This window comes from Bradyrhizobium sp. MI1.7 (assembly GCF_055811795.1).
This window is the reverse complement of record NZ_JBVVPO010000058.1, coordinates 23090-35902: the sequence shown is the minus strand read 5'-3', so window position 1 is coordinate 35902 and position 12813 is coordinate 23090. Positions and strand designations below refer to the sequence as shown.

Sequence of the window (12813 nt, the reverse complement as noted above, 5' to 3'; positions counted from 1 at the left end):
GGACGCACGGCCTTTTGCTTGGGCCGCTGCATAAGATTTGTGCGGCGCACAAGGAATGAGCAATCCGCAAGTTCCGCGTGCGCAGCAAGCCTGCGACAGTCTGGCGCGGCATCAATAACCCATTCATTTTTCGATAGTTTTCGAAGTGGCGGGCTTGGCATGAAGCTTGAATCATTCAAGCCGACGCCATTGAAGCCGTCCCGCGAGACTTCTCATCCGATTTGCCGACGCCACCAGACGGGGGTCTCCCCCGCCATGCGTTCGCATGCGCCTTTTTCTGGCGTCACGGACGGACGGGCTGCTCGCGAGCACTGACGCCATCAATTCTGCAACGATGCAAAGGACGACACTGCCTATGACCAAGCGCACCCGCCAGCCCTCGGGCCTGAGCCGCCGTCAATTGTTGAAGGCCGCCGGCAGCACCGCCGCTCTTCTCGCCGCCGCCAAGCTGAATTTCCCCGCCGGCGCCTTCGCGCAGGACGCAGGCCCCGAGGTCAAGGGCGCCAAGCTCGGCTTCATCGCGTTGAGCGATGCCGGTCCGCTCTTCGTCGCCAAGGACAAGGGCCTGTTCGCCAAATACGGCGTGCCCGACACCGACGTGCAGAAGCAGGCCTCATGGGGCACCACGCGCGACAATCTCGTGCTCGGCTCGGAGGGGAACGGCATCGACGGCGCGCACATCCTGACCCCGATGCCGTATCTGATTTCCGCCGGCAAGGTGACGCAGAACAACCAGCCGACCCCGATGTACATCCTGGCGCGGCTCAATCTCGATGCGCAGTGCATCTCGGTCGCCAAGGAATATGCCGACCTCAAGGTCGGTGCCGACGCGTCGGTGCTGAAGGCGGCGTTCGAGAAGAAGAAGGCCGATGGCAAGTCGGCCAAGGTCGCGATGACCTTCCCGGGCGGCACACATGACCTCTGGGTCCGCTATTGGCTCGCCGCCGGCGGCATCGATCCCGACAAGGACGTCGAGACAATCACCGTGCCGCCGCCGCAGATGGTGGCGAACATGAAGGTCGGCACCATGGACGCGTTCTGCGTCGGCGAGCCCTGGCCCGGGCAGCTCGTGCATCAGGGCATCGGCTACACCGCCGTCAACACCGGCGAGATCTGGAGCAAGCATCCCGAAAAGTCGCTCGGCATGCGCGCGGCCTGGGTCGACAAGAACCCGAAGGCTGCCAAGGCGATCCTGATGGCCGTGATGGAGGCGCAGCAATGGGCCGACAAGATGGAGAACAAGGAAGAGCTCGCGACCATCATGGCGAAACGGCAGTGGATTAACTGCCCGGTCGAGGACATCGCCGATCGCGCCAAGGGCAAGTTCGACTACGGCAATGCCGGCAAGGTGGTCGAGAACTCACCGCACATCATGAAGTACTGGCGCGACTTCGCCTCCTATCCGTTCCAGAGCCATGATCTCTGGTTCATGACCGAGGACATCCGGTGGGGCAAATATGAAGCTTCCTTCGACAGCAAGGCGCTGATCGGCAAGGTCAACCGCGAGGACATGTGGCGCGATGCGGCCAAGACGCTCGGCGTCGCGGCTTCCGAGATCCCGGCCTCCACCTCGCGCGGCAAGGAGACCTTCTTCGACGGCAAGGTATTCGATCCCGAAAATCCGGCGGCCTATCTGAAATCGCTCGCGATCAAGCGCGTCGAAGTCTGATGGAGCCAGCGGCCGCCCTTGGGCGGCCGCATCGTCCTTTGAAGCCGGAGAGGGATTTTCAATGAACATGCCTGCCACGAAGATTGAGGTTGAGACCGCAACGCCTGCGGGTGCCGCCGCGCCGGTCGTCGCGATGACGCTCAAGCGTCCGCCGCGCGCCGAGACTTACGCCCGCATCGCCAGGGAGACCGCCGTGCGCGTGATTCCGCCGCTGGTCGTGATCGCGTTGCTGACGCTGGTGTGGGAGCTGGTGTGCCGCCGCGCCGGCTCGGCGCTGCCGCCGCCGTCGCGGGTGTTCAAGGACACCAAGGAACTGATCCTCGATCCGTTCTTCGATCATGGTGGCATCGACAAGGGCCTGTTCTGGCATCTCTCCGCCAGTCTCCAGCGCGTCGCGCTCGGCTATTCGCTGTCGGCCATCGCCGGCATCGCGCTCGGCGTGCTGGTCGGGCAGTCGGTCTGGGCGATGCGCGGGCTCGATCCGCTGTTCCAGGTGCTGCGCACCATCCCGCCGCTCGCCTGGCTGCCGCTGTCGCTCGCGGCGTTCCGCGACGGCCAGCCTTCGGCGATCTTCGTCATCTTCATCACCTCGATCTGGCCGATCATCATCAACACCGCGGTCGGCATCCGCAACATCCCGCAGGACTACCGCAACGTCGCCGCGGTGGTGCAGCTCAATCCGCTCGAGTTCTTCGGCAAGATCATGATCCCAGCGGCGGCGCCCTACATCTTCACGGGCCTGCGCATCGGCATCGGCCTGTCATGGCTCGCCATTATCGCCGCGGAAATGCTGATCGGCGGCGTCGGCATCGGCTTCTTCATCTGGGACGCCTGGAACTCCTCGCATATCAGCGAGATCATCCTGGCGCTGTTCTATGTCGGCATCGTCGGCTTCGTGCTCGACCGCCTGATCGCGGGCATCGGCAAGATCGTCACCCGCGGCACGGCGCAGAACTGAGGGAGAAGGGCACATGACCGCCTATCTGAAGCTCGACCACATCGACAAGGTCTTTACCCGCGGCGCCGCCAGCACGGAGGTGCTCAAGGACATCAATCTGACGATCGAGAAGGGACAATACGTCTCGATCATCGGCCATTCCGGCTGCGGCAAGTCGACCCTGCTCAACATCATCGCAGGCCTGACCGGCGCCACAACCGGCGGCGTGCTGCTCGAGAACCGCGAGGTCAACTCGCCGGGTCCCGATCGCGCGGTGGTGTTCCAGAACCACAGCCTGCTGCCGTGGCTGACCGTTTACGAGAACGTCAAGCTCGGCGTCGACAAGGTCTTTGCCAAGACCAAGTCCCGCGCCGAACGCGACGCCTGGGTCATGCACAATCTCAACCTGGTGCAGATGGCCCACGCCAGGGACAAGCGTCCCTCGGAAATCTCCGGCGGCATGAAGCAGCGCGTCGGCATCGCCCGTGCGCTGGCGATGGAACCGAAGGTGCTGCTGCTCGACGAGCCGTTCGGCGCGCTCGACGCGCTGACCCGCGCGCATCTGCAGGACTCGGTGATGGCGCTGCATCAGAAGCTCGGCAACACCATCCTGATGATCACCCACGACGTCGACGAGGCGGTGCTGCTATCCGATCGCATCGTCATGATGACGAACGGGCCGAGTGCGCGCATCGGCGAGGTGCTGGAGGTGCCGCTCGCACGTCCCCGCAAGCGGCTCGATCTCGCGACCAACTCCACCTATTTGAAGTGCCGCCACCGCGTGCTCGAGTTCCTCTACGAGCGTCATCGCTTCGTCGAGGCCGCGTAAACCAAGGTTTAACGTGGATGATAAGCGCGCCTAAATAATCGACACCTCGCTCAATCCTTGTGCGCCGCACAAGGATTGAGCGAACCGCTAAATTTGCGAGCGAAATACGCCTGCAAGAACTTCGGGCAATGCGAACAAGCTCCTGAATTCCCTGTATTTCCCGTATGCGCGCAATTGGCACGGAAATTGAAATACCTTTTCCGACGCCAACGACGACGTCCCTCAACATCATCAATCAGCATCGTGAACTCGCCACCGGGGCATGGCCTCGGCGCGCGCCTCCGCGTGGAGGCTGAGCCTGCAACGACGCAGCGGTGAGCCAAGAAGGGATTATCAATGACGACGAATCCGACTCGAAATCCGACGTGGATTTCTGATTGGCGCCCCGAAGACGAGGCGTTCTGGAATGCGGGCGGCAAAGTGATCGCCCGGCGTAACCTGATCTGGTCGATCGTGGCCGAGCATATCGGCTTCTCGGTGTGGCTGATCTGGAGCATCGTCACCACCAAGCTGCCGCAGGCGGGCTTCCACTACACCACCGACCAGCTGTTCCAGCTCGTCGCGGTGCCCGGGCTGATCGGCGCATTGATGCGCTTCCCCTATACGTTCGCGGTCACGACCTTCGGCGGCCGCAACTGGACAATTTTCAGCGCGGCTGTCCTGTTCATCCCGACGCTGTCGCTCGCCTACTTCGTCGGCCAGCCCGACACCCCGTTCTGGCTGATGCTGCTGATCGCATCGACCGCGGGTCTCGGTGGCGGCAATTTCGCCTCCAGCATGACCAACATCTCCTTCTTCTTCCCTGACCGGATGAAGGGATGGGCGCTGGGGCTGAACGCGGCGGGCGGCAATATCGGCGTCTCCAGCGTGCAGCTCTTGACCCCGATCCTGATGACGCTCGCGGTCATCAACCTGTTCCAGGCGTCCCCCGTCGACGGCATCTTCCTCCAGAACGCAGGCCTGATGTGGGTGCTGCCGATCGCGATCGCGGTGTTCGGCGCGGTGTTCTTCATGAACAACCTGACCACGGCCAAGTCGTCGATCACGAACCAGCTTGCCGTGGTCAAGCGCAAGCACACCTGGATCATGGCGTATCTCTATATCGGCACGTTCGGATCCTTCATCGGCTACTCGGCGGCGTTCCCGCTGCTGATCAAGACGCAGTTTCCGGCGATCTCGATCTCGATCGCGTTCCTCGGGCCGCTGGTCGGTTCGTTGTCGCGACCGCTCGGCGGCTTGCTCGCCGACAAGATCGGCGGCTCCATCCTCACCTTCTGGAATTTCATCGCGATGGCGGGCGCCACCGTCGGCGTGCTCTACTTCGTCGGGCACAAGGACTTCACCGGCTTCCTTGCGATGTTCCTGATCCTGTTCGTGACGACGGGCATCGGCAACGGCTCGACCTACCGCATGATCCCCTCGATCTTCCGCGAGCAGAACCTGTTCAGAGTGCGCGGCAAGGGCGATGCGGCGCGCGCGGCGGCGTTGAAGACCGCGAGCATCGAGAGCGGTGCGGCGGTCGGCTTCATCGGCGCGATCGGCGCAGTCGGCGGTTATCTGATCCCGACCGGTTTCGGCAAGTCGATCGCCATGACCGGTGGTCCCTCGCTCGCGCTCGCGATCTACCTCGCTTTCTACGCCTCCTGCCTCGGACTGACCTGGTGGTTCTACCTGCGTCGCAGCCCGCAGGGTGAGGGCGCGTCAAGCCTCGCGGAAGCGCGAGTCTGAGTTTGGCACGAATGTCGCTTCTCCCCGTACGCGGGGAGAAGACTCTCTGATGACGTTTGACCCATGAACCTTGTTCGCAATGGCGCGGACAAAGGCAGACCGAAACAGACAGGAGAACATCATGACTTCAGAACAGATCACCCTCGTCCAGCAGAGCTTTTCCAAGGTCGCGCCGATTTCAGAGGCGGCCGCGGTGCTGTTCTACGATCGCCTGTTCGAGGTGGCGCCGTCCGTGCGCGCGATGTTTCCCGAGGACATGACCGAGCAGCGCAAGAAGCTGATGGGCATGCTCGCCGCCGTCGTCGGCGGACTGTCGAAGCTCGAAACGATTCTTCCCGCGGCCTCGGCGCTCGCCAAGCGTCACGTCGCCTATGGCGCCAAGGCTGAGCACTATCCGGTGGTCGGCGCGACCTTGCTCTGGACCCTCGAGAAGGGCCTCGGCGAGGCCTGGACACCCGAACTCGCCACGGCCTGGACCGACGCCTATGGCGTCCTGTCCGGCTACATGATTTCCGAGGCCTATGGCGCACAGGCGCAGGCCGCCGAATAGGAGATGCCTTGTGAGTGAACCGCTGGTCATCGTCGGTAACGGTATGGCGGCCGCGCGTCTGGTCGACGAGCTCGCCAAGACCTCGCTCGGCCGCTACGCGGTCGCGGTGATCGGCGAAGAGCCGCGGCTCGCTTACAATCGCGTGCTGCTCTCCTCCGTGCTGGCCGGCGAGACCGGCTCGCACGAGATCGAGCTGAGGCCGGCGGACTGGTGGCGCCATCGCGGCGTCACCGTGCGCTACGGCTATCGCGTCACCGAGATCGACACCGGCCGTCGCGAACTCAAGATCGAAGGTGAAGAGAGCGTCGAATATTCCAAGCTCGTGCTCGCCACCGGCTCGACGCCGCTGCGGCTCAACGTGCCGGGCGCCGATCTCACCGGGGTGCACACCTTTCGCGATACGCGCGACGTCGATCTGCTGCTGACGCTCGCTGCGGCGAAGAAGCGCGTCGTCGTGGTCGGCGGTGGCCTGCTCGGGTTAGAGGCGGCCTATGGCCTTGCGAAAGCCGGCGCGCCGGTGACGCTGCTGCACCTGATGGACCGGCTGATGGAGCGCCAGCTCGATCTGCCGGCGGCCGACCTGCTGAAGACGCTGGTCGAGCGCAAGGGTATCCGCATCCTGCTCAATGCCTCCACCGCCCGCATTCACGGCGACGGACATGTCGAAGCCGTCGAGCTTGCCGACGGCACGCGCATCGAGGCGGATGCCGTGATCTTCGCCGCCGGCATCAGGCCGAATGTGGCGCTTGCCAAAGAGGCGGGCATCGCGGTCAACCGCGGTATCGTCGTCAATGACGAGATGCAGACGGCCTCGCCCGACATCTACGCGCTCGGCGAATGTGCCGAGCATCGCGGCACCTGCTACGGCCTGGTCGAGCCCGCTTACGAGCAGGCGCGCGTGCTGGCGCGACATCTCGCCGGACGTCCCGCCGCCTATCAGGGCAGCGTGGTCTCGACCAATCTGAAGGTGTCCGGCGTCAGCGTCTTCTCCGCCGGCGATTTCATGGGCGGGGACGGCAGCGAGAGCCTGGTGCTGTCAGACCGCAGGCGCGGCACCTACAAGAAGCTCGTCATCGCCGACGGCCGGCTCACCGGCGCGGTCCTGATCGGCGATACCGTCGATGCGCTCTGGTATCTCGAGCTGATCCGCAATCGCGACAAGGTGGCGGCGATCCGCACCGACATGATGTTCGGCCGCGCTCTGGCGCGTCCTTCCAAGGCGGCTTGATAAGGCAGCTCGATATGACGGCGATCGATCCCACGCTCCGCGCCACCAAGACGACCTGTCCCTATTGCGGCGTCGGCTGCGGCGTGCTGGCGACGCCCGACGGCAACGGTGGCGCGGCGATCGCGGGCGATCCGGATCATCCCGCCAATTTCGGCCGGCTGTGCTCGAAGGGCTCGGCGCTCGGCGAGACCGTCGGGCTGGAGAGCCGGCTGCTCTATCCGATGATCCGCTGCAAGGGCGTGCTCGAACGCGTCGCCTGGAGCGATGCACTCGACCACGTCGCCCATCGCATGCAACACATCGTGGCGCGCGACAGCGCCGATGCGGTCGCGTTCTATCTCTCGGGCCAGCTCCTGACTGAGGACTATTACGTCGCCAACAAGCTGATGAAGGGCTTTGTCGGCACGGCCAATGTCGACACCAATTCGCGGCTCTGCATGTCGTCCTCGGTCGCGGGCCACCGCCGCGCCTTCGGCGCCGACACCGTGCCCGGCTGCTACGAGGATCTCGACCAGGCTGATCTCCTCGTGTTCGTCGGCTCGAATGCGGCCTGGTGTCATCCGGTTCTGTTCCAGCGCATGCTGAAGAACCGGCAGGAGCGCGGCGCGCGCATGATCGTGATCGATCCGCGCCGTACCGACACGGCGAGCGACGTCGATCTGTTCCTCGGCCTCAAGCCCGGCACCGACACCGCCTTGTTCTCCGGCCTGTTCGTCCATCTCGCCGACAATGGCGCGCTGGACCAGGATTACATCGCGCAGAACACGTCGGGCTTCGATGACGCGCTGGCGCGCGCGCGCAACATCGCCGGCAGTGTCACCGCGACCGCGCTGGCGACGGGCCTGTCCGAACAGGACGTCGCCGCCTTCTTCAAGATGTTCCGCGACACCGAGCGCGTCGTCACGCTCTATTCGCAGGGCGTCAACCAGTCGGCGCAGGGCACCGACAAGGTCAACGCGATCCTGAACTGCCATCTCGCCACGGGGCGCATCGGCAAGCCGGGCGCCTCGCCGTTCTCGCTCACCGGCCAGCCGAACGCGATGGGCGGCCGCGAGGTCGGCGGCCTCGCAAACCAGCTCGCCGCGCATATGAACTTTACACCGCCGGATATCGACCGTGTCAGGCGGTTCTGGAAGGCGCCGCGCATCGCCACCCATGAAGGGTTGAAGGCGGTGCAGCTGTTCGAGGCGATCAACCGCGGCGAGGTCAAGGCGTTGTGGGTGATGGGCACCAACCCGGCGGTGTCATTGCCGGACGCGGACGTCGTGCGTGAGGCGCTGAAGAAGCTCGAGCTGTTCGTGGTCTCCGAGAACGTGCTCTCCAATGACACGGTCGAGGCTGGGCCGCATGTGCTGCTGCCGGCGCTCGCCTGGGGTGAGAAGTCGGGCACGGTGACCAACTCCGAACGCCGCATCTCGCGCCAGCGCTCGTTCCTGCCGGCGCCGGGCGAGGCGCGGCCGGACTGGTGGATTCTGAGCGAGACCGCAAAGCGGCTCGGCTTCGGCGACAGCTTCAACTACAAATCCGCCGCCGATATTTTCCGCGAGCATGCCGCGCTCTCTGCTTTCGAGAACGACGGCAGCCGCGATTTCGACATCGGCGCGCTGACCGCGCTCTCGGACGAGGCCTTCGACGCCTTGAAGCCGGTGCAGTGGCCGGCGCGCGAAGGAGTGGCGCCCGGCGAGCGCTTCTTCGCGAGCGGCGGCTTCTTCACCAATGACGGCAAAGGCCGCTTCGTCGCGCCGGAAGTGCCGGCGCTGCGCGGCGAGACCGGACCGTCGCGCCCGCTGCGGCTCAACACGGGACGCATCCGCGACCAGTGGCACACCATGACGCGCACGGGTCTCAGCCAGCGTCTCGGCGCGCATCTGCCGGAGCCGTTCGTCGAGATCCATCCGGATGATGCCAGCAAACACGGCATCGCGCATGACGGCTACGCCCGCATCACCACCGATTACGGCCAGTGCATCCTGAAGGTCGTCGTCAGCGACCGTCAGCAGCGCGGCACGCTGTTCGCGCCGATCCACTGGAGCGCGATGAACGCCTCGCACGGCCGCGTCGGGGCGCTCGTGCAGTCCTTCACCGATCCGTTCTCGGGCCAGCCGGAGTCGAAAGCCACGCCGGCGGCGATCGCGCCTTATGAATACGTCTTCCGCGGCTTTGCGCTGTCGCGCAAACAGCTCGATCTGCCGCCGAACCTGATGTGGACGCGTGTCACGGTTGCGGGTGGCTTCGGCTATCTCTTCGCCGACAATGCGGATCTGTCGCGCTGGCCGGCCTGGCTCGACGGTGTCGCCGGCGAGGACGTCGCCGACTATCGCGACTTCGGCGGCGGCGTTTATCGCGCGGCCTCGTTCGCGGGCGACCGCATCGAGACCTGCCTGTTCGTCGGCCCCGCGCATGATGCCGGCGACTGGGAGGTGGTGAAGAGTCTGTTCGTGGCCGATCACGTCACCGACGAGCAGCGCCGCATGCTGCTGTCAGGCAAATCGACGGAGGGCGCGGCCTCGACCGGCCCCATCGTCTGCGCCTGCTTCGGCGTCGGCCGCGGCACCATCTGCGACACCATCGCGAGCGGCGCGCGCACGGCGGCCGAGATCGGCGCCAAGCTCAAGGCCGGCACCAATTGCGGGTCATGTATCCCTGAGCTGAAGCAGCTGATCGCGACGACGGAAGTGGCGCCGGCGAAGCAGGCGAAGGTCGCGGCGGCTGCGGGGTAGGGGATCTCTCCAGACTGGGAGACGGTCTCGTGCCCCGGACGCTGCGCAGCACGAAGTGATGCGCTGCAGAGCCGGGACCCATCTCACAGCAGAGTGTTTGGCCTTTCTGGGTCCCGGCTCTGCGCAGCGGCGTTTCACGCTGCAGCGCGTCCGGGACAGAGAGTGACGTGGACGCAGCCATGCCCTTCGCCCAATCGACGCGCCCGCGATTGTGCCCTATGTTGCCGCGATCCCCCTCCACATGCACAAAAACAACAATGATGTACCTGGAAACGCCGCCGCGCCTGATCGAAACCAAGATCTTCTCCGCCATGCCCGACCAATTCCGCCGCAAGGGCGTGCGGACCGATTGGGCCGAGGCCAACCGGCCGGGTGTGCCGACCGATAGTTTCATCGAAGGGCCGTCGTTCGACAAAGACGGCAACCTCTATATCGTCGACATTCCCTTCGGCCGCATCTTCCGCATCGCGCCTGATGGCGGGTGGTCGCTCGTGATCGAATATGAGGGCTGGCCGAACGGGTTGAAGATCGCCGCCGACGGCCGCATCCTCGTGGCCGACTACATGCACGGCATCATGGAGCTCGACGCCGGGGCGGGGCGCATCAGGCCCATCCTGACCGCGCGCAATTCAGAATCGTTCCGTGGCTGCAACGATCTGCATCTCGCCTCCAACGGCGACATCTTGTTCACCGATCAGGGCCAGACCGGTCTGCACGACGCAAGCGGCCGCGTCTATCGCCTGACGCCAAGCGGCCGGCTCGATTGCCTTGTTGACACCGGCATCAGCCCGAACGGCCTGGTGCTCGATCCCAGCGAAACCGTGCTGTTCGTCGCCATGACGCGCGACAACGCGGTGTGGCGGTTGCCGTTCATGAAGGACGGCAGCGTGTCGAAGGTCGGCCGCTTCTGCTCGCTGTTCGGCACCAGCGGTCCTGATGGCATGACCATGGACGCGGCCGGTCGCCTGTTCGTCGGCCACGCCTCGCTCGGCCACGTCTTCGTGTTCGCGCCGAACGGAGAGCTGATCGCGCGGATCAAGTCCTGCGCGGGTCCGAGCTGCACCAATGTCGCCATCGGTGGCGTCAAGAAAGATCGGCTCTATATCACGGAGTCAGGGACCGGCAGCGTGCTGGTTGCGGATATCAGCGGACTGTGAGCTTTGACATGAACGCAAAACCCTTCGGCAAGACCGGCGCGAACGTCTCCGTCATCGGGCAGGGCACCTGGTATCTCGACCATGGCGACCGCAAGCGCGCGATCGCGGCGCTTCAGCGCGGGCTCGATCTCGGCATGACCCACATCGACACCGCCGAGATGTACGGCGATGCCGAGCTCGTCATCGCCGATGCGATCGCAGGCCGCCGCGATGAAGTGTTCCTGGTTTCAAAGGTGCTGCCGAGCAACGCCTCGCGCGGCGGCACCATCACGGCGTGCGAACGCTCGCTGAAGCGGCTGAAGGCCGATCGTCTCGACTGCTATCTGCTGCACTGGCGCGGTTCCTATCCGCTCGAGGACACGGTTGCCGCGTTCGAAGAGTTGGTGAAGGCCGGCAAGATCAAATCCTGGGGCGTCTCCAATTTCGACGCCGACGATCTCGACGAAATTCTCGACGTCTCCGGCGAAGGCCGCATCGCCTGCAATCAAGTGCTTTATCATCTGAAGGAGCGCGCGATCGAGCATGCGGTGATCCCGTGGTGCGAGAAGCGTGGCGTTGCTGTCGTTGCATACTCTCCGTTCGGCCACGACGATTTTCCCGCAAGCAACAGCAAGGGAGGCGCGGTGCTGGCACGCATCGCGGAGGCGCGTCGTGTGACACCGCGGCAGGTCGCGCTGAGCTTCCTCACCCGTGCAACTACGGTGTTCGCGATCCCGAAGGCGTCGTCCGCGGAACATGCCGGCGAGAATGCGGCGGCCGGCGATCTCGTGCTGACGAAAGAGGAGATTTCGGCGCTCGATGCGGCGTTTCCGCGCGGTCCGAAGCCGCGCAGTCTGCCCATGTTGTAGTGCACAAACGCCTATTATTAATGGAGTATTGACGCGCGGGGTCGTCAGCGCATATCGGCATCCTGTTTTCAGAAGTTGTGAAAGCGGCGCATTTGTCGTTTTTTACGATCGTTCCCGAATCGTAGTTTTCCCAGGTTCCAGCCGTGACACCGCCGCCCGCCGCAGCCGCAAGGCTCGACAGTATTCCCATGCCCGTGCCGGAGAAGAAGCAGGAGGCTCGCCGCGCGCCTGCGCGCGTCGATCATCCCTTCAAGGGCATCGCGCTGGTGCTGCTGTCGACGGTATTCCTCGGCTGCTCCGACGTCACCGCAAAGTATCTGTCGACGAGCCTGCCGTCGATCGAGATCACCTGGATCCGCTTCGTCACGTTCGCGCTGATGTTCACGCCGGTGATGCTGCCGGGCTCGCCGCTGCGTGCGATGCGCACCGATCGCCTCGGCCTGCAATTGATGCGCGGCGTCGCGCTGCTCGGCTCCTCGCTGTTCTTCATCACCGGTCTCCGTTTCCTCCCCATCGCGGAAGCCTCGGCCACCGGCTTCGTCTCGCCGCTGTTCGTCACCGCGCTGTCGATCATCTTCCTGAGCGAGAAGGTCGGCATGCGCCGCTGGATCGCGACCGCGATCGGTCTCATCGGCGTGATGATCATCCTGCGTCCGGGCTCAAATGCGTTTCACGCCGCCGCGTTCTTCCCGATCATCTCGGCATTCTGCTGGGCCGCTGCGCTGATCCTGACGCGCATGATGAGCGGGCGCGAAGCCGTCCTCACCACCATGGCCTATTCGGCGCTCACGGGCGTTGCGATCCTCAGCCTGATGGTGCCGTTCGTCTGGGTGACGCCGAACTGGACCGCGATCGGGCTCGGCATCGTGATCGGCGTCGCGTCGACCGTGGGCCAGTGGATCATCGTGCTGGCCTATCGCTACGGCGATGCCTCGGTGCTGGCGCCGTTCTCGTACACGCAGTTGCTGTGGGTCAGCATTCTGGGCTTCTTCCTGTTCGGCGAAGTGCCTGACGTCTGGACCGTCACTGGCGCTGCCTTCATCGTCGCCAGCGGTCTATACATCGCCCATCGCGAGCGCATCCGCCGCGCCCAGCTGCTGGTGCTGGAAGAGCGTTCCCCGAACCCCTGACGCAAGTTCGCGTGTCC

At 64.7% G+C, this 12813-nt stretch carries 10 protein-coding genes; all 10 read left to right on the top strand.

The window, feature by feature from the left end; all coding sequences use genetic code 11:
• The first annotated feature begins 355 nt into the window (after positions 1-355).
• The 10 genes from AC0L3X_RS35705 to AC0L3X_RS35660 all read left to right on the top strand — a co-directional run bounded on the left by AC0L3X_RS35705 (position 356) and on the right by AC0L3X_RS35660 (position 12796).
• Positions 356-1669, top strand: a complete 1314-nt coding sequence (locus AC0L3X_RS35705) for a CmpA/NrtA family ABC transporter substrate-binding protein (protein ID WP_063984796.1) — start codon at positions 356-358, stop codon at positions 1667-1669.
• A gap of 61 nt (positions 1670-1730) precedes the next feature.
• The gene (ntrB, locus tag AC0L3X_RS35700) at positions 1731-2627 is read left to right on the top strand and encodes a nitrate ABC transporter permease (protein ID WP_063984795.1); all 897 of its coding nucleotides are present in this window, start codon (positions 1731-1733) and stop codon (positions 2625-2627) included.
• 13 nt (positions 2628-2640) lie between these two features.
• Positions 2641-3435 carry an ABC transporter ATP-binding protein gene (locus AC0L3X_RS35695; RefSeq protein WP_063984794.1) on the top strand — a complete coding sequence of 265 codons (795 nt, stop codon included), beginning with the start codon at positions 2641-2643 and terminating at the stop codon, positions 3433-3435.
• Between the two features lie 336 nt (positions 3436-3771).
• Complete coding sequence (locus AC0L3X_RS35690; RefSeq protein ID WP_063984793.1) at positions 3772-5163, top strand: MFS transporter; 1392 nt, start codon at positions 3772-3774, stop codon at positions 5161-5163.
• Positions 5164-5284: 121 nt separating this feature from the next.
• Positions 5285-5713, top strand: a complete 429-nt coding sequence (locus tag AC0L3X_RS35685) for a globin family protein (RefSeq protein ID WP_063986572.1) — start codon at positions 5285-5287, stop codon at positions 5711-5713.
• 10 nt (positions 5714-5723) lie between these two features.
• Positions 5724-6941 carry an NAD(P)/FAD-dependent oxidoreductase gene (locus AC0L3X_RS35680; protein WP_071915934.1) on the top strand — a complete coding sequence of 406 codons (1218 nt, stop codon included), beginning with the start codon at positions 5724-5726 and terminating at the stop codon, positions 6939-6941.
• Positions 6942-6955: 14 nt separating this feature from the next.
• Positions 6956-9661: a molybdopterin-dependent oxidoreductase gene (locus AC0L3X_RS35675; protein ID WP_473317215.1), complete on the top strand. Its 2706-nt coding sequence runs from the start codon at positions 6956-6958 to the stop codon at positions 9659-9661.
• A 260-nt stretch (positions 9662-9921) separates the two neighbouring features.
• Positions 9922-10818 carry an SMP-30/gluconolactonase/LRE family protein gene (locus tag AC0L3X_RS35670; RefSeq protein WP_063984790.1) on the top strand — a complete coding sequence of 299 codons (897 nt, stop codon included), beginning with the start codon at positions 9922-9924 and terminating at the stop codon, positions 10816-10818.
• Positions 10819-10826: 8 nt separating this feature from the next.
• The gene (locus AC0L3X_RS35665) at positions 10827-11666 is read left to right on the top strand and encodes an aldo/keto reductase (RefSeq protein WP_063984789.1); all 840 of its coding nucleotides are present in this window, start codon (positions 10827-10829) and stop codon (positions 11664-11666) included.
• Between the two features lie 188 nt (positions 11667-11854).
• Positions 11855-12796 (top strand): DMT family transporter, encoded by a 942-nt coding sequence (locus AC0L3X_RS35660; protein ID WP_187388086.1) that lies wholly within the window; start codon positions 11855-11857, stop codon positions 12794-12796.
• Positions 12797-12813 lie beyond the last annotated feature (17 nt).

Excerpts from the sequence above, each read along its gene's own strand:
- AC0L3X_RS35690 (WP_063984793.1), top strand. The coding sequence starts at position 3,772 with ATGACGACGAATCCGACTCGAAATCCGACGTGGATTTCTGATTGGCGC.
- AC0L3X_RS35660 (WP_187388086.1), top strand. The coding sequence starts at position 11,855 with ATGCCCGTGCCGGAGAAGAAGCAGGAGGCTCGCCGCGCGCCTGCGCGC.
- AC0L3X_RS35670 (WP_063984790.1), top strand. The coding sequence starts at position 9,922 with ATGTACCTGGAAACGCCGCCGCGCCTGATCGAAACCAAGATCTTCTCC.
- AC0L3X_RS35705 (WP_063984796.1), top strand. The coding sequence starts at position 356 with ATGACCAAGCGCACCCGCCAGCCCTCGGGCCTGAGCCGCCGTCAATTG.
- AC0L3X_RS35695 (WP_063984794.1), top strand. The coding sequence starts at position 2,641 with ATGACCGCCTATCTGAAGCTCGACCACATCGACAAGGTCTTTACCCGC.
- ntrB (WP_063984795.1), top strand. The coding sequence starts at position 1,731 with ATGAACATGCCTGCCACGAAGATTGAGGTTGAGACCGCAACGCCTGCG.
- AC0L3X_RS35665 (WP_063984789.1), top strand. The coding sequence starts at position 10,827 with ATGAACGCAAAACCCTTCGGCAAGACCGGCGCGAACGTCTCCGTCATC.
- AC0L3X_RS35675 (WP_473317215.1), top strand. The coding sequence starts at position 6,956 with ATGACGGCGATCGATCCCACGCTCCGCGCCACCAAGACGACCTGTCCC.
- AC0L3X_RS35685 (WP_063986572.1), top strand. The coding sequence starts at position 5,285 with ATGACTTCAGAACAGATCACCCTCGTCCAGCAGAGCTTTTCCAAGGTC.